General features: G+C 64.0%; 16 protein-coding genes, 1 tRNA gene and 2 rRNA genes. 11 read left to right on the top strand and 8 right to left on the bottom strand.

Annotated elements, in window-relative coordinates; genetic code table 11:
* Positions 1-14: 14 nt before the first annotated feature.
* The gene (locus tag NKH51_RS04465) at positions 15-1,226 is read right to left on the bottom strand and encodes a pyridoxal-phosphate-dependent aminotransferase family protein (protein WP_254764050.1); all 1,212 of its coding nucleotides are present in this window, start codon (positions 1,224-1,226) and stop codon (positions 15-17) included.
* A 159-nt stretch (positions 1,227-1,385) separates the two neighbouring features.
* Here NKH51_RS04465 and NKH51_RS04470 point away from each other — a divergent pair, with 159 nt between their 5' ends.
* From NKH51_RS04470 to NKH51_RS04490, 5 genes are all read left to right on the top strand, one after another.
* Positions 1,386-2,366 (top strand): metal-dependent hydrolase, encoded by a 981-nt coding sequence (locus tag NKH51_RS04470; RefSeq protein WP_254764051.1) that lies wholly within the window; start codon positions 1,386-1,388, stop codon positions 2,364-2,366.
* Between the two features lie 81 nt (positions 2,367-2,447).
* Positions 2,448-3,065, top strand: a complete 618-nt coding sequence (locus tag NKH51_RS04475) for a hypothetical protein (protein ID WP_254764052.1) — start codon at positions 2,448-2,450, stop codon at positions 3,063-3,065.
* Positions 3,058-3,717 carry a DUF2238 domain-containing protein gene (locus tag NKH51_RS04480; RefSeq protein WP_254764053.1) on the top strand — a complete coding sequence of 220 codons (660 nt, stop codon included), beginning with the start codon at positions 3,058-3,060 and terminating at the stop codon, positions 3,715-3,717. Before NKH51_RS04475 ends, NKH51_RS04480 begins: the two co-directional genes overlap by 8 nt.
* Positions 3,718-3,794: 77 nt before the next feature.
* Positions 3,795-4,769 carry a M48 family metalloprotease gene (locus NKH51_RS04485; RefSeq protein ID WP_254764054.1) on the top strand — a complete coding sequence of 325 codons (975 nt, stop codon included), beginning with the start codon at positions 3,795-3,797 and terminating at the stop codon, positions 4,767-4,769.
* A gap of 63 nt (positions 4,770-4,832) precedes the next feature.
* On the top strand, positions 4,833-5,033 hold the full coding sequence (locus NKH51_RS04490) for a dodecin (RefSeq protein WP_254764055.1): 201 nt from the start codon (positions 4,833-4,835) through the stop codon (positions 5,031-5,033).
* 128 nt (positions 5,034-5,161) lie between these two features.
* Here NKH51_RS04490 and NKH51_RS04495 read toward each other — a convergent pair whose 3' ends face one another.
* From NKH51_RS04495 to NKH51_RS04525, 7 genes are all read right to left on the bottom strand, one after another.
* Positions 5,162-5,536 carry a HesB/IscA family protein gene (locus NKH51_RS04495; protein WP_254764056.1) on the bottom strand — a complete coding sequence of 125 codons (375 nt, stop codon included), beginning with the start codon at positions 5,534-5,536 and terminating at the stop codon, positions 5,162-5,164.
* A 101-nt stretch (positions 5,537-5,637) separates the two neighbouring features.
* Positions 5,638-5,850: a hypothetical protein gene (locus NKH51_RS04500; protein ID WP_254764057.1), complete on the bottom strand. Its 213-nt coding sequence runs from the start codon at positions 5,848-5,850 to the stop codon at positions 5,638-5,640.
* A gap of 91 nt (positions 5,851-5,941) precedes the next feature.
* Positions 5,942-7,237 (bottom strand): histidinol dehydrogenase, encoded by a 1,296-nt coding sequence (hisD, locus tag NKH51_RS04505; protein WP_254764058.1) that lies wholly within the window; start codon positions 7,235-7,237, stop codon positions 5,942-5,944.
* Positions 7,238-7,280: 43 nt separating this feature from the next.
* The gene (locus tag NKH51_RS04510; RefSeq protein WP_254764059.1) at positions 7,281-7,502 is read right to left on the bottom strand and encodes a hypothetical protein; all 222 of its coding nucleotides are present in this window, start codon (positions 7,500-7,502) and stop codon (positions 7,281-7,283) included.
* Positions 7,503-7,608: 106 nt separating this feature from the next.
* Positions 7,609-8,451 (bottom strand): ABC transporter permease, encoded by an 843-nt coding sequence (locus NKH51_RS04515; protein WP_254764060.1) that lies wholly within the window; start codon positions 8,449-8,451, stop codon positions 7,609-7,611.
* The gene (locus NKH51_RS04520) at positions 8,448-9,521 is read right to left on the bottom strand and encodes an ABC transporter ATP-binding protein (RefSeq protein ID WP_254764061.1); all 1,074 of its coding nucleotides are present in this window, start codon (positions 9,519-9,521) and stop codon (positions 8,448-8,450) included. The genes NKH51_RS04515 and NKH51_RS04520 overlap by 4 nt, the downstream gene beginning before the upstream one ends.
* A gap of 82 nt (positions 9,522-9,603) precedes the next feature.
* Entirely contained in the window at positions 9,604-10,083 is a 480-nt protein-coding gene (locus NKH51_RS04525) for a winged helix-turn-helix transcriptional regulator (RefSeq protein ID WP_254764062.1), read from the bottom strand.
* A 129-nt stretch (positions 10,084-10,212) separates the two neighbouring features.
* Here NKH51_RS04525 and NKH51_RS04530 point away from each other — a divergent pair, with 129 nt between their 5' ends.
* The 6 genes from NKH51_RS04530 (at position 10,213) to NKH51_RS04555 (ending at position 17,936) form a co-directional block, all read left to right on the top strand.
* Positions 10,213-10,647, top strand: a complete 435-nt coding sequence (locus tag NKH51_RS04530) for an NAD(P)-dependent oxidoreductase (protein ID WP_254764063.1) — start codon at positions 10,213-10,215, stop codon at positions 10,645-10,647.
* Positions 10,644-11,483 (top strand): NmrA family NAD(P)-binding protein, encoded by an 840-nt coding sequence (locus NKH51_RS04535; RefSeq protein ID WP_254764064.1) that lies wholly within the window; start codon positions 10,644-10,646, stop codon positions 11,481-11,483. Before NKH51_RS04530 ends, NKH51_RS04535 begins: the two co-directional genes overlap by 4 nt.
* A 166-nt stretch (positions 11,484-11,649) precedes the next feature.
* Positions 11,650-12,258 carry a metal-dependent hydrolase gene (locus tag NKH51_RS04540; RefSeq protein ID WP_254764065.1) on the top strand — a complete coding sequence of 203 codons (609 nt, stop codon included), beginning with the start codon at positions 11,650-11,652 and terminating at the stop codon, positions 12,256-12,258.
* 853 nt (positions 12,259-13,111) lie between these two features.
* Positions 13,112-14,585, top strand: a 16S ribosomal RNA gene (locus tag NKH51_RS04545).
* A 137-nt stretch (positions 14,586-14,722) separates the two neighbouring features.
* Positions 14,723-14,794: transfer RNA gene (locus NKH51_RS04550), tRNA-Ala, on the top strand.
* A 224-nt stretch (positions 14,795-15,018) separates the two neighbouring features.
* A 23S ribosomal RNA gene (locus NKH51_RS04555) occupies positions 15,019-17,936 on the top strand.
* Together the 16S and 23S rRNA genes with 1 tRNA gene alongside form the textbook arrangement of a ribosomal RNA operon.
* Positions 17,937-17,984 lie beyond the last annotated feature (48 nt).

Genomic DNA, 17,984 nt, shown 5'->3' on the forward strand with positions numbered 1-17,984 from the left:
AGCGGTTACGGCGGTTATTCTTCGAGGGCGTTGCGCGTCGCAGTGACGCCCGCGCCCGGATCGACATCGGCCCCCATCGACTCGAGCACGTCGCCCAGCGCCGTCACGACGTAGATGACGTTCTCGGGTCGCGCGGAGTGGCCCATGCAGCCGATCCGGAAGATCTCGCCGGCCAGATCACCCAGACCGCCGGCGATCTCGAGGTCGTACCGCTCGATCAAGGCGTCACAGACCTCGCCGTCGTCGATCCCGTCGGGGACGCGGACGGCGTTGAGACTCGGCAGCCAGTACTCGTCGGGGGCGTTCATCTCGAGGCCCATCGCCTCGACGCCGGCTTTCAGCGCGCCGGCCAGACGCTCGTGGCGGTCCCAACGCTGCTCGATGCCCTCCTCGGCGACGAGCCGTAGCGCCTCCCGGAGCGCGTAGACGTTCGTGATCGGCGCGGTGTGGTGGTACGCGCGGTCGTCGCCCCAGTACCCCTCGAGTAGGGAGAGATCGAGGTACCACGATCGGGGCTCTTCCTCGCGCGAGAGGACCTTCTCCATGGCCTCGTCCGACAGCGTGAGGGGACTGGCGCCCGGCGGACAGGAGAGGCACTTCTGCGGACCCGAGTACGCGACGTCGATATCCCACTCGTCGACGCGGAACTCGACGCCGCCCAGCGAGGTGACGCTGTCGGCGATCACGAGCGCGTCGTGATCGTGGGCCGCGGCGGTGAGTTCGGGCACGTCGGGCTGGAGAACGCCCGTGCTCGTCTCCGCGTGGACGAAGCCGAAGACGTCGGGGTCGTGGTCGGCGAGCGCGTCGGCCACGTCGTCTGGCTCGAGCGGTTCGCCCCACGGCGCGTCGACTTCGACGACCTCGCCGCCCGCGCGTTCGGCCATCGAAGCCATCCGGCCGCCGAAGTAGCCGTTCGTCGGGACGAGCATCGTGTCACCGGGCTCGACGACGTTGCCGATCGCGGCCTCCATCGCGGCCGAGCCGGTCCCCGAGACCGGGATCGTCCACTGGTTGTCCGTCCGGAACGCGTAGCGCAGCAGCTCTTGGACCTCGTCCATGATCTCGATGAACGAGGGGTCGAGGTGTCCGACGAGGGGCGTGCTCATCGCCCGGAGGACGCGCGGGTTCACGTCGCTCGGTCCCGGTCCCATCAGCGTGCGATCCGGCGGTGTGAGTTCGCCAACGTCCGGCGCTCGAGCCGTCTCGGCCGGCGGTTCCTGAGCCATGGGCGTGTGCTCGCCTGCCATCCGCAAAGATGTACCGACAGCGGCGAACGACTGGCCCGGCGGGTTCGGCGGCGCGCGTCGGCGTCAGCGAGACCATTGGTATCGGTTCGCACGACTGTGCGAGCAGTTTAAGCCACCGACTCTCGTAGTCGATATGTCGTGTTCATTGGCCACGCCCTCCTCGCGTTCGCCGTCGCGGCGCTGGTCGCCGACCGACGCGGCTGGAACGCCCAGCGAGCGCTCCTCGTCGGCATCGTCGCCGGCCTGTTCGCCGCGGTTCCGGACATCGACGTGGCGTACGCGGTCGTCGGCCTCGGAAACGCCGCGACCGGGTCGGTCGGCGTCCCGACGGCCTTCTGGGACGCGAGCCGCGCCGTCCACCGCTCGGTCACTCACTCGCTGGTCGTCGGCGCGGTCGCGGCGCCGGCGTTCGGCCTCGCGGCCGTCCGCGCCCGAAGCGAGTACGCACGCCACGCCCGCGCGCTCGCCGGTGGACTCCTCGCGGCGCTCGTCGCCGTCGCGCTCGTCGCGGGCGGCCCGCTGGCCGCGCTCGTCATGGGGCTGTTCGTCGTCGGCGGCGTCGCCATCGCCCGCGGGACCGCCAGGCTGACGACCCTCTCGCCGCCGACGGTCGCCGTCGCGGCACTCTGGGGACTCTGGTCGCACCCGTGGGGCGACCTCGTCACCGGCTCGCCGCCCGATCTGCTCTTTCCCTTCGGCTCACCGGTCCTCGAGTCCCGCGTCGTCCTCCACTCGGACCCGACGCTGCACTTACTCGGCGCGTTCGCGATCGAACTCGCGACCATCGCGCTCGCGCTCGTGGCGATCTGCCGGCTCACCGACCGGCCGATCCTCGGCTCCGTCGACCGGCGGGCAACCGTCGGCGCTGCCTACGGAATCGCCGCGCTCGCCGTGACGCCGCCGACACTCGAGGTGTCCTACCACTTCGTCTTCTCCATCCTCGGCGTCGGGCTCGTCTGCGGCGCCGTTCGAACCACGCCCTCGCCGGCGTTCGGTCGGCTCTGGTACTCGCTGCCGTCGGCCGAGTCGGTTCTCGAGACCGCGCTGACGGCGCTGGCTGCGGTAACGATCGCGCTCGCCGCATACGCAGTCGTTTATCTAGTCGTCGTCCCCGCGTGAGCGGTTTCACTGACTTTGTCGCGGCGTCGTCTCAGTTCGCGGTTACATACGCTTTTGTAAGAACGGTCAATACGAACGGGTGTGTCAGAGACTACGCTCGAGGGGTTGATCGCCGACGGCCGAACCAACGCGGCGATCGCGTGGGTATTGATCGGCGCGATCGGCGCGATCGGCCTCGCTGAACTGCTGACGGGTGGGTTCCTGTGGGCGACGTTCGCGACGACGCTCGTGGTGCTGGCGGTACTTCCGCCGGTCGCTTTCCGGTCGCTGCAGGCGATGCTCCCCTGGGAAGTATTGTTGCTAGCGGCGCTGCCCGTGTTGGGAATGGCGATCGGTGCCGACCGGCTCACCGGCCACTTCGCCGCGTACCTGTCGGTCGCGGCCATCGCGCTCGTCCTCGCGGTCGAACTGCAATCGTTTACGACTGTGCGGATGACGCCGAGTTTCGCCGTCGTCCTCGTCGTCGTTGGAACGATGGCTGCAGCGGGACTGTGGGCCTTGCTTCGATGGAGCGCCTCGAAGACGCTCGGCATCCCGTTTACGGCCGACCACGACGCGGTGATGTGGGAGTTCGTCTACTCGGCGGTCGCGGGTATCGGTGCGGGAGTCATCTTCGAATTCTACTTCAGACGCTTCGCACCGACGGACCAGCGCCTGCCCGAGGAGGTCGCGCCGATTGCGGAGGTGGACGATGCGTAACCGCTCTCGGTGGCTCCCTTCCCAACGGCGTCAGCGACAGCTCTCCTATCTCATGGAACTCAGCCTCATCGGCATGCTGTTCGTCGGTCTCGACCGCGGGAACGGCGGAATCGTGATCAACACCGGCGTTGCACTGGCGGTCACGCAACTCCCGCCGATCCTCGAGCGCGACTACGAAATCCCGATGGACCCGCGGCTCACGCTGTGGATCACCACCGCCGTCTTCCTGCACGCGTTCGGCACCGTCGGGCTGCCAGGATCGACGCGGACGCTCTACACCGACATCTGGTGGTGGGACCACCTGACCCACGCGCTGTCGGCGTCACTGGTCGCCGCCGTGGGCTACGCCACCGTCCGCGCGTTCGACGAACACTCTGACGGCGTCCACCTCCCACCGAAGTTCATCTCGGTGTTCATCCTGCTGTTCGTCATCGCCTTCGGCGTCCTCTGGGAGATCCTCGAGTTCGTCATCGCGCTGTCGGCGGAGGCGTTCGGCGTCGACGCCGTGCTCACGCAGTACGGCCTCGGCGACACGATGCTCGACTTCGTCTTCAACTCGATCGGCGCGGTCATCGTCGCACTCTGGGGGGGAGCTTACCTCACGGACGTGTCCGGGGCGATCCGAAAGCGCTTCGAGTCACGAGCCGATTGAGGTGTCGCCTCCATTGAGGCTGAATGCAGTCGAGTTGGAACAATGAATTTTTCACCTGTCAGGTATCCGTCTTTCGTATGGCCGCTCGACCGACCACGCTTCAGATACGGATGGTCGCTGCCCTCCTCGGACTTCTGCTCGTCACGGCTGCCTTACTCGTCGGTGTCTGGGCGGTCTTCTACGGCGTCCTCTCGATTCTCGGGGTCGGATCCGCCATTCCGATCGCGGTCGCGAGTACTGCCGTGACGCTACTGTCGATCGGCTGGCTCGAGTACAGACAGCTCGAGACGATCGAGCGACTCGCAGACGCCCACCCGGTCGATCGAGGGACGGCTCCGGACCTGTACGGGATCGCAACGCGCGTCGCCGCTCAACTGGACGTGCCCGTCCCAACGATCGCCATCTCGGATCGCGACGCACCCGAAGCGCTGGCCGTCGGGTTTCGTCCGGAAACCGTTCATCTGGTCCTCTCGCTGGGAACGATCGACGCACTCGACGAGCAGCAACTCGAGGCGGTGGTCGCACACGAACTCGCACACGTCAGGAACCGGGATACGATGGTCGTGACGTTCGTTTCGCTCCCCGTCGTTCTCGCAAGTGGACTCCGGTCGCGGATCGAACGAGTCGACGATCCGGGAGTAGCCGGGGTCGTCATCCTGCCCCTGGGGATCCTCTCGAACGTGGTGTGGGTCGTCGGGCGAACCCTCACAGCCCGATTCTCTCGAGCACGAGAGCGAGCCGCGGATCGGGCGGCCGCGGAAGCGACCGGCTCGCCCGCGGCCCTCGCCAGCGCGCTCGAGCGACTCGATCGGGAGATCGCCGACACACCCACCAGCGATCTGCGCGAGGCGTCGGGTGTCTCTTCGCTGTCCGTATTGCCGCTCGAGCCGAGCGAACTCGAGAAGGTTATGCTCGGGCCCGAAGGCGACACCGAGCCGTCCTACTGGTGGCTGCGGAAACGGCTCCACCGGCTCGAGCGCTACCTCTTCGAGACGCATCCGCCGACGGCCGACCGAATCGAGCAACTGGCGGCGCTCGAACGCGACAGATAGCGGCTCCCGTGTGTGAAGCTGACAGCCAGCTTTACATCACCGTACGGTGTAGAACGGCCGGCCATGGTCTTCAAGAAGATCACCCTCATCGGCACCAGTCCCGAGAGCTTCGACGCCGCCGCAGACGACGCCATCGACCGCGCCGAAGCGACCCTCGAGAACGTCCACTGGATCGAGGTCGACGAACTCGGCGTCGAGATCGCCAGCGCCGACGACCGCGAGTACCAAGCGGAAGTCACGGTCGCTTTCCGACTCGAGGAGTAAGTAGCGCTGTCGACTCGGCATCGCGCCTCGAACCCCCGTTTTTCGGTCGGAACTCCCGAACGGAGCGTCGTCTATCGGCGCTGAAACGGAAGCGGTGGGTCGGAAGAAACGGCCTCGGACGGTCCGGATTACGTTCGGAAGGATTCGCCGCAGCCACACTCGCTGACGACGTTCGGATTCTCAACGTGGAACCCTTCCGCCTGGAGCCCGCTCTCGTAGTCGAGGACGCTGCCCTCGATGTACTTCAGGCTCGCCGGATCGACGAACACGCGCAGGTCGTGGTGTTCGTAGATCGTGTCGTCCTCGTCCGGTTCGTCGTCGAACCGCATCCCGTAGGAGAGGCCGGCACAGCCGCCCTGCTGGACGAACAGTCGAAGGCCGGCTTCCGTCACGTCGAGGTCTTCCCCCTCGAGCAAGGCCAGCGCCTGCTCGGCGGCGTCCTCGGTCACTTCGATCTCCGGCTGGGTGTCCGCCTGCCCACCGTCCATACTGTCCGTGCTCATGTCTCTCTGTTTCGGCGCGACGATGTTAACTGTGACGCCATTCCAACGCGAACGGGCTAGCCGTTCCCGGTTACTCCTTCTCGGTGGTCGGTGCTGCCCGGCTAACAGTTCGATCGTCGCCGGAGCGATCGGTAGCACGTTCCGAACTGTCGCTCGTCGTTTCGCGAGAGTTCGATCTCGTGTTCCGCGAGCAGTTCGAGCATTCGTTCTAACTCGCAGCCATACCACATCGAGAGGAGCCGCACGTTCTTCTGGGCGTAGTCGTAGTTGCGCTCGAGGACGCGCCCGTCCGTCGGATCGACACGCGGTTCCATCTCACCAGCCACTTGGACCTCCACCTACGTAAAACCAGTTTGCACTTTGGTAACCTAAAACCGCCGTCGAACAACGATAGATTACCGTTCGCTACGGATCTCGATCGCCGTCGAGGCGGCGGCGAACGCTCTCGGCGTGGGCCTCGAGCCCCTCGGCGTCGGCGAGGGTCGTGATCGTCTCGCCTAAGTCGGCGAGGCCCTCGCTCGAGAGGCGCTGGATCGTCGTCGACCGGAGGAAGGTCTCGACGGAGAGCCCGCCGGTCACCCGCGCCCCGCCGTTCGTCGGCAGGACGTGGTTCGTCCCGCTGGCGTAGTCTCCGGCCGCGACGGGGGTGTCCGGCCCGAGGAAGACGCTGCCCGCGCTGTCGATTCGGTCGACGATCGACTCGTCGTCATCGGCGACGACCGCGAGGTGTTCGGGGGCGTACTCCTCGGTAAAGAGAATTGCCTCGCTCATCGACCGGGCACGGAGCACGCCGCTGGCGTCGTTTGCCAGCGCCTCGCGGATCACGCCCTCGCGTTCTCGTCCGCTCGCCTGTTCCTCGACCGCCGCAGCGACCGCGTCGGCAGTGGCCTCGTCGTCGGTGACGGCGACGACCGAGGCGTTGGGGTCGTGTTCGGCCTGTGCGACTAATTCTGCGGCGACCAGTTCGGGCGGGGCGGTCTCGTCGGCGATCGCGACGACTTCGCTCGGCCCCGCGAGGAAATCGATCTCGACATCGCCGCGGACTTCGGCCTTGGCCGCGGTCACCCACTTGTTCCCCGGGCCGACGATCTTCTGAACGCGGTCGATCGTCTCCGTCCCGTAGGCCAGGCCCGCGATCGCCTGTGCGCCGCCGACGCTGTAGACGACATCCGCGCCCGCGGCGTGGATCGCCGCCAGCGTGACGGGACTCAACTCGTCGGCCGGTGGCGTGACGACCGCGACGTGGTCGACGCCCGCGACGACCGCCGGGACGATCCCCATGATCGCGCTCGAGGGGTAGGCCGCCGAGCCGCCGGGGACGTAGACGCCGACGCGCTCGAGGGGGCGAAAGCGCCGTCCCAGCGTGCGCCCGTCGCCGAACTCCCGCCGCCAGTCTTCGGGAAGCTGGGCCTCGTGGAATTCGCGGACGTTCGCCGCGGCCGTCTCGATCGCCTCCCTGATCTCCTCGTCGATGTCGTCGTCGTAGGCCCGTTCGCAGGCGTCGGTGATCTCTACGTTGCCGAGTTCGATGCCGTCGAACTCGCTCGTGAACTCGCGGACGGCCACGTCGCCCTCCTCGCGAACCCGGTCGACGATCCCGCGGACGTCCTCTCTCACCGCCTCGATACCGGCGTCGCGCTCGAAGAAGGCCGCGCGATCGGCCGGCCCGAGGTCGGCGATGGCCCGCACGTCGGTTGTCATGCCCGCGGATTCGAGCGGCGAGCGAAAAACGGTTTCCTTCTGCTCACGCGTCCGGGTTCTCGACCTCCCAGATCCCGACGGCGTCGAGGGTCGCCCTAACGAATAGATAGATGAGGATGCCAAAGCCCACCAGCGCGAACGGTGCCTGCAGGAGGTTCGCTATCTCGACCTCGAGAACGATCCGGCTCAGCCCGCGGACGACGAAGCTCACGATCACTAGTCCGAACGCGATGAGCGAGAGTTTAACGAATCCCGAACGGTCCATGTCTATCCCTACGAGCACGGTCGCTAAACGATGTCGGTTGTTCCCACGCCGCCGTTTCCGTCGCACGTCGACGGTTCGCGGTTCGCGTCGGCGACTCCCGACACGGTCACTGCACGTCGGCGCTCGCGGCGCGACCGATGGCGTAGACGGCCACCGAGCCAAACACCAGCGCGAGCCCCACGAGCACAGCCAGCGCGGGGACGAGCGTGTTCCACATCCCCTCGAACCGCGTGACCTCGATGACGGTCATCGTGTCCTCGCCGAGCATCACCGCGCGGGCGGCGTCGACGCCGTAAGTGATCGGGTTGAACGTCGCGACCGTCTGGATCCACTCCGGGAGCGCCGGCAGCGGGAGGAACGCGCTCGAGACGAACAGCAAGGGCAACTGCAGCAGGTTCGCCCCGATGATCGTCGACTCCTCGTCTCGAGTGACGACGGCCAGCACGTTCGAGAACGCGGTGAACCAGACCGAGAATACGACGCAGATGCCGGCGATGGCGACGGCGCCGACGAGTCCGGTCTCGATCTCGGCGCCGAGCAAGACGCCGAGTCCCAGCACGATCGCTACCTGCGCGACGATGCGGACGACCTCTGCCAGCGTCTTTCCGAGGAAGACCGCGGTCCGGTTCATCGGACTCACGAGGATCTTCTCGAACATTCCGGTCTCGATGTCGTTGACCAGTCCGATACCCGAGGTCGCGGCCGCGACCAGCGCCACCTGGATCACGATCGCCGGCACGAGGTACGTCTCGTAGGTGATCCCCGGCAGCGCGCCCGTCGCGACGCCGCCGAACACCTGCGTGAACAGGACGAGGAAGATGATCGGCTGGATCAGCGAGACGACGAGCACGAACGGGTTCCGGACCGACTTGATCGTCCACCGGACGAACGTGACCCGAACGTCGCTCGCGAACCCGCCGCCGTGGCGGTCGACGCTCGGCGCGCTCATCGCTCACCCCCCGTTCGACCGCCTTCCCGCTCGTCGCCGTCGACGGTCCCACCGTCGCTGATCGACTCCGATCGCGTTGCGTCGGCTGCCGTCGACGCTTCTTCGGCGCTCTCCGATGCGTCTGGCCGCTCGTCGGTCACGGCGAGGAACACGTCGTCGAGCGTCGGGGCGCGAACGTCGAACCCGACCACGTCGATGCCGGCGTCCCGCAGCGCGACCAGTAAGTCCGTCCCGCGCGTCCGCGCGTCGCGTGCGGTCACCTCGATTCCCGACTCGATTTCTTCGACCGCCGCTCCCTCGGCGAACAGCCCTTCGTCGCGTGCCACCGTCGCCGCCCGCTCGCTCGCGTCGGGATTCGCCAGCTCGACGCCGAGGATCTCACCGCCGACGCGGCGTTTCAACTCGGCTGGCGCCCCTTCGGCGACGACCTGCCCTCGCTGGATGACCGACAGCCGATCGCACAGCTGATCGGCCTCCTCTAAGTACTGCGTCGTCAGGAAGACGGTCGTCCCCTCGTCGTTGATCCGCCGGAAGTACTCCCAGAGGCGGTTTCGCGCCGCCGGATCGAGCCCGGTCGTCGGCTCGTCGAGAAAGACGAGTTGCGGCCGGTGGACCAGCGCGGTCGCCGCGTCGAGGCGTTTCTTCATCCCACCCGAGAAGTCGTCGGCGACCTTGCCCGCCACGTCGGTCAGTTCGACGAGCTCGAGCAGTTCGTCGATCCGGTCGTTTCGATCCGCTTTCGCCACGCCGTAGGCGTCGCAGGCGAACCGAAGGTTCTCGCGGGCCGTCAGCTCCGGATCGATGCTCGTCTCCTGGGCCATGTAGCCGACCGTCGCGCGCACGCTGTGTGGGTCGGCGATGGCGTCGAACCCGTTGACCTCGACCGAGCCGGCCGTCGGCCGCAACAGCGTCACCAGCGTCTTGATCATCGTCGTCTTCCCCGCACCGTTCGGGCCGAGAAAGCCGAAGAACTCCCCCTCGTCGACGAGCAGGTCGACGCCGCGGACCGCTTCGGTCCCGTCCGCGTACGTCACCGCCACGTCCCGGGCCTCGATAGCGTAGTCGGTCACAGTCGTGTTTGGGCGACCACCGGGATATAGCTGCGAGTTCGAAGCTGGTTCGTAACTTCGTGTTTCGAACTATCGGCGACCGTCACTCAGAAACCGGCTCGAGGTCGTACTCGATGGCCCACGCGTGCAGGTGGCCAAAGGCCGGAAACGCCGCCCGCCCCTTCTCGGTCGGCTCGTACTCGACACGCGGCGGGACCTCGTCGTAGGCCTCTCGCCGGAGCAACCCGGCCGCGACCAGCTCTTTGAGCCGCTCGGAGAGCGTGTTCGCCGGCACCTCGAGGCGCTCCTCGAGTTCCGAGAAGCGAAGCGGTCCGTCGGCAAAGGCAAACGCCGAGAGGATCGCCATCGCGTGGGCTTTCCCGAGGAGGTCGAGCAACTGCGCGACGGTCCGTTCGACCCGTTCTTGCTCGTCGGGCTCGAGGCGGTCGCGAATCGCTCGCGCAGTCTTCTGCGACCGACCGGCATCTAGACCCGGAACAGTACCGACGCCAGACGGCGCCTGTTCTCCGTTTCGGCTGGTTTCGCCGTTCGATCGCTCGTCGTCGTTCCGCTCGTCACTCATACCTGTTACTGGGTGGACCAAAAACTAATACTTCGCGTTTCTAACTATCGAGTAGAAGCCGGTCTCGGGGCCGCTACTTCGAGACTTCGAAGTCACAAGCTTATGTCTCGAGCGGCCGAAGTGACGGGTATGCAACTCGCCGCTTTCGGGGCGACCGGTCGAACCGGCCGCCCGCTCTGTCGGCAGGCCCTCGAGCGCGGGCACACCGTTATCGCGCACGCGCGCTCGCCTGAGAAGCTGCCGTTCGCCGACGACGTGACCGTCGTCGAGGGCGACGTCTACGCCGGAACTGGCGTCACAGAGGCTATCGAAGGTGTAGACGCGGTCGTCTCCGTGCTCGGACAGACCGCCGGCTCGCCGGACGACCTGCTCACCGTGGCCGGCGACAACGTCCTCGGGGCCATGGAGAACGCCGGCGTCGACCGGTACGTCACCCTCGTCGGTGCCGGCGACCTCGCGCTGGGCTTCGAATCGATCGACCGCGCGGATATCGCGCGGTTCGTCCTCGACTGTCTCGAGGGGGAGGAGTTCGTCCGCAAACTGCCGACGGTGGGCCCCGCGTGAACGTCCTCGTCACGGGCGCGACCGGGACCGTCGGCGCCCACGTCGTCGACGGCCTCCGCTACGCACCGGACGCAGCCGTCACCGCCGCGAGCCGCGATCCCGTCACCGCCCGCGAGCGGTTGGACTGTGCGACCGTCGGGTTCGACTTCACCGATCCGACGACCTACCGCGACGCGTTCGCCGAGATTGACGCGTTGTTGCTCGTCCGACCGCCGGCGCTGTCCCGCGTTCGTCGGGACATCATTCCGGCGCTGTCGGCCGCCGTCGGTGCCGGTGTCGAGTTCGTCGTCTTCCTCTCGGTCATCGGTGCCGACCGGAACCCCCTCGTCCCCCACGCGCGGATCGAGTCGTGGATCGCCGACTCCGGCCTCGAGACCACCTTTCTGCGCGCCTCGTTTTTCATGCAGAACCTCTCGACGACTCACCGCGAGGAGATCCGCGACGGTCGGCTGGCCGTCCCCGCCGGCGACGGAAAGACGAGTTTCGTCGACGCTCGAGACGTCGCCGACGTCGCGGTCCGAGCGCTCCGCGAGGGGATTACCGGCGCGTACGACCTCACCGGTCCGGACGCGCTCTCGTACGCCGAGGTCTGTGCGGTGCTCTCGGCGACGCTCGAGCGCGAAGTAGAGTACACCGATCCATCGCTCCCCCGATTTCTCGTCTCGCGGTACCGCCTCGAGGGCGATCTCGCGAAGGCCGGCGTGATGGCTGCGATCTACACGACCGCTCGGCTCGGACTGGCGGCTCGAGTGACCGACGACGTTCGATCGCTCCTCGGCCGTCCGCCGACCGACTTTCGGGCGTTCGTCCGCGACAATCGCACGGTTTGGACGTAATCCGTCGACACAGGCCGCTGTACGCGGTTCGTAACAACCTCTTTCCCGGATCCGAACCGGCTATCGGGACCGTTTCGGTCCGTTCTCTCGAAGGAACGGCCCGGTCGCGTCCCGAGGACTCGGCAAGTCCTGCATAACTATTCCCCGTCCACCGCACCACCGACCTATGTGGCCCTGGGAACACGCGGTCGTCGGCTATCTCGCGTATTCTGTGTGCTGTCACCTCCTGTTTCGGGACTCACCCAGCGGACTCGAGGCGTTCGCCGTCGTGCTGGCGTCGACGCTCCCGGATCTGATCGACAAGCCCCTCGCGTGGGAGTTCGGCGTCTTCGACGCGGGGTATGCGATCGGCCACTCGGTGTTCTTCCTCGTTCCGCTCTCGATCACCGTCGGAACCATCGCGGCCGCGGCCGGCCGCCCGCGTACCGGCCTGGCTTTCGCCCTCGGGTCGCTGTTGCATCCCCCCGCCGACCTCCTCTACTCCTACCTTAGCCAGGGTATCGTCCAGGTGGAACTCATGCTCTGGCCGGTCGAAACTGTGGTGGGGCATCCTCCCAGTCGGGGATTCCTCGAGTCGTTCGAACTACTGTTCGGCCGCTATCTGTCGGAGCTCCTCGCTGGCGATGTCCCGACGTACGTCTGGATTCAGTTGGGATTAGCCGCCTTTGCCTTCCTGCTCTGGCTCTACGACGGTGCGCCCGTCCTTCGTGAATGCCTGCTGGGTGGCAAACGACTCCTTCCGGAGACGAACGGATCGCGCTCGAAGCACCGATAACCGCTTCGAGCGCTTTCGGTACGTTCAGTTTCGCCTTTGTCGGTCCGCAGAGGGGACTCATCGCCTGCGGCACAGCACGCGTCGACCCATTCGGCCGTCGCCGGTCGCCTCGCCTACCTTCGCCGGTCCAACGTTCGGATCTGCTCGGTCGAACCGTCCCGTTTCGACGAGTACGGTAATAGAGTCTTTCTCACAGCGAACGGTTCTCCCGGTTGAATGCCAACGATAGCCAATGGGGAGCCGAGACGACGGCCTTTTATAGAAACCCGGCTTTCGACACTAATGCGAACGACGTGGCGCACGCCGCCACGTTCCCTCCGGCCGTTCTCCGGCGCGGAGGCAGGAAATATTCCGTTTCCTCGTCACGACTGACTGTCGAATGGTCGGTCATCTCGAGGCCGTTCGGATCGATCGCGTCTGACGCCGGTTCTCGGCGTCCCAGTACGACGCCCTTATATACTCGGGCAGCGTACTTCAGGATACGCGAAAGTCCTCGCCGGATGCGATTTCCGGCGTGGAAACGATCCGACGCCCTTAAGTGTACGAGGGTCTTCGGATAAGAACGCGAACGCGTGATCGACGGCACGTTCGACTCGAGCCGTCATCCCGCTCTCGGACGGGAAGGGTTCGAAGGGGTTATGTACCCCAGATGGCCTACGAATACGTCCGAAGGAAATGAGGATCCTACCCCTGCGGTCCGCCGTACAGATGGGATCTGATGTTAGCCTTGGTAGTTCGGTGACGCCCGACCGGTCATCGCGACCGGCGACGTCGCCGAACGTGGACCATATAGCGAAGTGTGAGTGTGTACCTACATTCACCGCCAACCTCCCCGGCTCTGCCGGGGAAGAGCATTCCGGTTGATCCTGCCGGAGGTCATTGCTATTGGAGTCCGATTTAGCCATGCTAGTTGCACGAGTTTAGACTCGTAGCAGATAGCTCAGTAACACGTGGCCAAACTACCCTATGGATCCGAACAACCTCGGGAAACTGAGGCTAATTCGGAATACCGTTCACAGCCTGGAGTGGCGTGAACGCGAAACGCTCCGGCGCCATAGGATGTGGCTGCGGCCGATTAGGTAGACGGTGGGGTAACGGCCCACCGTGCCTGTAATCGGTACGGGTTGTGAGAGCAAGAGCCCGGAGACGGTATCTGAGACAAGATACCGGGCCCTACGGGGCGCAGCAGGCGCGAAACCTTTACACTGCACGAGAGTGCGATAAGGGGACTCCAAGTGCGAGGGCATATAGTCCTCGCTTTTCACCACCGTAAGGTGGTGGTGGAATAAGTGCTGGGCAAGACCGGTGCCAGCCGCCGCGGTAATACCGGCAGCACGAGTGATGACCGCTCTTATTGGGCCTAAAGCGTCCGTAGCTGGCCGCGCAAGTCCATCGGGAAATCCGCGCGCTTAACGCGTGGGCGTCCGGTGGAAACTGCGTGGCTTGGGACCGGAAGACCAGAGGGGTACGTCTGGGGTAGGAGTGAAATCCCGTAATCCTGGACGGACCACCGGTGGCGAAAGCGCCTCTGGAAGACGGATCCGACGGTGAGGGACGAAAGCTCGGGTCACGAACCGGATTAGATACCCGGGTAGTCCGAGCTGTAAACGATGTCTGCTAGGTGTGGCACTGGCTACGAGCCAGTGCTGTGCCGTAGGGAAGCCGTGAAGCAGACCGCCTGGGAAGTACGTCCGCAAGGATGAAACTTAAAGGAATTGGCGGGGGAGCACTACAACCGGAGGAGCCTGCGGTTTAATTGGACTCAACGCCGGACATCTCACCAGCATCGACAATGTGCTGTGAAGGTCAGGTTGATGACCTTACTGGAGCCATTGAGAGGAGGTGCATGGCCGCCGTCAGCTCGTACCGTGAGGCGTCCTGTTAAGTCAGGCAACGAGCGAGACCCGCACTCCTAATTGCCAGCAACACCCTTGCGGTGGTTGGGTACATTAGGAGGACTGCCAGTGCCAAACTGGAGGAAGGAACGGGCAACGGTAGGTCAGTATGCCCCGAATGTGCTGGGCGACACGCGGGCTACAATGGCCGAGACAGTGGGACGCAACCCCGAAAGGGGGCGCTAATCTCCGAAACTCGGTCGTAGTTCGGATTGAGGACTGAAACTCGTCCTCATGAAGCTGGATTCGGTAGTAATCGCCGTTCAGAAGACGGCGGTGAATACGTCCCTGCTCCTTGCACACACCGCCCGTCAAAGCACCCGAGTGGGGTCCGGATGAGGCCGACGTAACGTCGGTCGAATCTGGGCTCCGCAAGGGGGCTTAAGTCGTAACAAGGTAGCCGTAGGGGAATCTGCGGCTGGATCACCTCCACAGACCGGGACTGGGGCGATGCCCCAGCCCACACGGTTCGCGTTCGATCGACCACGTCGTCCGACCGGCCGATCGGGCACCTTTGAACTACCAAGGCTAACACTAGATGTCCCATCGCGTCCAAGCGCGATGGGAGTGGGCCCATAGCTCAGTGGGAGAGTGCCTCCTTTGCAAGGAGGATGCCCAGGGTTCGAATCCCTGTGGGTCCATCACTCGGTGGAAATCTCGGATCGTGCCCCTTAAGTGGGGCAAGGCCCGACGATTGAATCCGAACGAAACCGATGCACCAGCCCGTGTAAACGTGGCTGGGAAGGGTTAATGCAGGCCGGCCGTCTACCGGCGTGCAAATGAGACCGTGTGTACGTGTAGTCCAGGCGTCCACTGGACCCGTTCCCGGGTCACGATGTTGCACTTCGGTGCAACGCCGATCCGATGAACGTGGCTACTGTGCCAGCTGGTGGATCGCTCGGCTTGAGAGCTGAAGAAGGACGTGCCAAGCTGCGATAAGCCTATGGGAGCCGCACGGAGGCAAAGAACATAGGATCTCCGAATGGGAATCCCCACCGCAATTGCTTCGCGCAATGGGGAACGTCGAGAATTGAAACATCTTAGTATCGACAGGAAAAGAAAACGAATGTGATGTCGTTAGTAATGGCGAATGAACGCGATACAGTCCAAACCGAAGCCTTCGGGCAATGTGGTGTTCGGACTGACGATCACTTCCCGAACCGCGACACGAAGTCTCTTGGAATAGAGCACGAGACAGGGTGACAGTCCCGTACTGTCGATTAGTAAGGAACGAGTCAGCTCCAGAGTAGCGGGGGTTGGATATCCCTCGTGAATTTCGCGGGCATCGACCGCGAAGACTAAACACTCCTCAAGACCGATAGCGAACAAGTAGCGTGAGCGAACGCTGAAAAGCACCCCAAGAAGGGAGGTGCAATAGGGCGTGAAATCAGTTGGCGATGGAGCGACAGGGCATAGAAGGTCCCGGACAAAACGAACCAGGCGCGAGCCTCAAGTAGGAAGTTTGGGAAGCCGATGTTCTGTCGTACGTTTTGAAAAACGAACCAGGGAGTGTGCCTGTTTGACGAGTCTAACTCGATTATCGAGGAAGGCGAAGGGAAACCGACATGGCCGCAGTCTTACGACGAGGGCCGCCGTGTTCAAGCGCGGGGAGTCAAACGGGCACGACCCGAAACCGGACGATCTACGCAAGGGCAAGGTGAAGCGTGCCGAAAGGCACGTGGAGGCCTGTTAGAGTTGGTGTCCTACAATACCCTCTCGTGACCTTTGTGTAGGGGTGAAAGGCCCATCGAGTCCGGAAACAGCTGGTTCCAACCGAAACATGTCGAAGCATGACCTCTGCCGAGGTAGTTCGTGGGGTAGAGCGACGGATTGGGGGACCGCACTCCGAGAGGAGTGCGCCCCCCTGTCCAACTCCGAACCTACGAACGCCGTTTGACGCAGGGAGTCCGGTGCGCGGGGTAAGCCTGTGTACCGTGAGGGAGACAACCCAGAGCTGGGTTAAGGTCCCCAAGTGTGGATTAAGTGCGATCGAAGGTGGTCTCAAGCCCTAGACAGCCGGGAGGTGAGCTTAGAAGCAGCTACCCTCTAAGAAAAGCGTAACAGCTTACCGGCCGAGGTTTGAGGCGCCCAAAATGATCGGGGCTCAAATCCACCACCGAGACCTAGCAGTGCGGATCAAACCGCAATCTTGTAGGTTGGCGTTCTGTTCGGGTGGAAGCACGGCTGAGAAGTCGTGTGGACCGTTCAGTAACGAAAATCCTGGTCATAGTAGCAGCGTTAGTCGGGTTAGAACCCCGACGGCCGAACGAGTAAGGGTTCCTCAGCAATGCTAATCAGCTGAGGGTTAGCCGGTCCTAAGTCAGCCCGTAAGTCGAAGCTGACAACAGGGAAATAGGTTAATATTCCTATGCCAGTGTGCACTCAAAGCCGACGCTTTGGGGCCGCCTCTGCCGGGCCTTCGCCCGGTCGAACAGTCGAAATTCGTGGAAGCCGTAATGGCACGAAGCGAACGAATGGCTGGATAGCGTAAGAGAGGCCAACCTAGAGCCCGTGAAAAGGCAAGCACACTGTCCGTACCGAGATCCGACACAGGTACTCGTGGCGGCGAAAGCCAAGGTCTGTCGGGAGTAACCGACGTTAGGGAATTCGGCAAGTTAGTCCCGTACGTTCGCAATAAGGGATGCCTGCCCCGCGAAGGGGCAGGTCGCAGTGACTCGGGCGCTCCGACTGTCTAGTAACAACATAGGTGACCGCAAATCCGCAAGGACTCGTACGGTCACTGAATCCTGCCCAGTGCAGGTATCTGAACACCCCGTACAAGGGGACGAAGGACCTGTTAACGGCGGGGGTAACTATGACCCTCTTAAGGTAGCGTAGTACCTTGCCGCTTCAGTAGCGGCTTGCATGAATGGATCAACGAGAGCGCCACTGTCCCAACGTTGGGCCCGGTGAACTGTACGTTCCAGTGCGGAGTCTGGAGACCCCCAAGGGGAAGCGAAGACCCTATAGAGCTTTACTGCAGGCTGTCACTGAGACGTGGTCGCCATTGTGCAGCATAGGTAGGAGCCGTTACACAGGTACCCGCGCTAGCGGGCCACCGAGGCAGCATTGAAATACTACCCGATGGTGACTGCGACTCTCACTCCTGGCGGAGGACACTGGTAGCCGGGCAGTTTGACTGGGGCGGTACGCGCCTGAAAAGATATCGGGCGCGCCCCAAGATTTCCTCACTCGGGTCGGAGACCCGAGGAAGAGCGCAAGAGCAAAAGGAAGTCTGACAGTGTCCGGCACAACGACGGACGCTGACGCGAAAGCGTGGTCTAGCGAACCAATTAGGCTGCTTGATGCGGCCAATTGCTGACAGAAAAGCTACCTTAGGGATAACAGAGTCGTCACCCGCAAGAGCACATATCGACCGGGTGGCTTGCTACCTCGATGTCGGTTCCCTCCATCCTGCCCGTGCAGAAGCGGGCAAGGGTGAGGTTGTTCGCCTATTAAAGGAGGTCGTGAGCTGGGTTTAGACCGTCGTGAGACAGGTCGGCTGCTATCTATTGGGGGTGTTACGGTATCTGACGGGAACGTTCGTATAGTACGAGAGGAACTACGAATGGGTGCCACTGGTGTACCAGTTGTTCGAAAGAGCACGTGCTGGGCAGCCACGCACCACGGGGTAAGAGCTGAACGCATCTAAGCTCGAAACCCACCTGAAAAAGAGATACCACCGAGATCACTCGTAGAAGACGAGTTCGATAGACTCGGGGTGTACGCGCCAAGGCAACGAGGCGTTGAGCCCGCGAGCACTAACCGATCGAGCCACACACTCATACTACATCGCATTGGATCCGTGACGCGAGAACGGGTCCGGACGCA

The sequence above is a fragment of the Natrinema marinum genome (assembly GCF_024296685.1).
GTDB lineage: Archaea > Halobacteriota > Halobacteria > Halobacteriales > Natrialbaceae > Natrinema > Natrinema marinum.

Bases quoted from the DNA above. Each gene is read 5' to 3' on its own strand.
- NKH51_RS04465 (WP_254764050.1), bottom strand. From the start codon at position 1,226: ATGGCTCAGGAACCGCCGGCCGAGACGGCTCGAGCGCCGGACGTTGGC.
- NKH51_RS04480 (WP_254764053.1), top strand. From the start codon at position 3,058: ATGCGTAACCGCTCTCGGTGGCTCCCTTCCCAACGGCGTCAGCGACAG.
- NKH51_RS04485 (WP_254764054.1), top strand. From the start codon at position 3,795: ATGGCCGCTCGACCGACCACGCTTCAGATACGGATGGTCGCTGCCCTC.
- NKH51_RS04490 (WP_254764055.1), top strand. From the start codon at position 4,833: ATGGTCTTCAAGAAGATCACCCTCATCGGCACCAGTCCCGAGAGCTTC.
- NKH51_RS04495 (WP_254764056.1), bottom strand. From the start codon at position 5,536: ATGAGCACGGACAGTATGGACGGTGGGCAGGCGGACACCCAGCCGGAG.
- NKH51_RS04500 (WP_254764057.1), bottom strand. From the start codon at position 5,850: ATGGAACCGCGTGTCGATCCGACGGACGGGCGCGTCCTCGAGCGCAAC.
- hisD (WP_254764058.1), bottom strand. From the start codon at position 7,237: ATGACAACCGACGTGCGGGCCATCGCCGACCTCGGGCCGGCCGATCGC.
- NKH51_RS04510 (WP_254764059.1), bottom strand. From the start codon at position 7,502: ATGGACCGTTCGGGATTCGTTAAACTCTCGCTCATCGCGTTCGGACTA.
- NKH51_RS04515 (WP_254764060.1), bottom strand. From the start codon at position 8,451: ATGAGCGCGCCGAGCGTCGACCGCCACGGCGGCGGGTTCGCGAGCGAC.
- NKH51_RS04525 (WP_254764062.1), bottom strand. From the start codon at position 10,083: ATGAGTGACGAGCGGAACGACGACGAGCGATCGAACGGCGAAACCAGC.
- NKH51_RS04530 (WP_254764063.1), top strand. From the start codon at position 10,213: ATGCAACTCGCCGCTTTCGGGGCGACCGGTCGAACCGGCCGCCCGCTC.
- NKH51_RS04540 (WP_254764065.1), top strand. From the start codon at position 11,650: ATGTGGCCCTGGGAACACGCGGTCGTCGGCTATCTCGCGTATTCTGTG.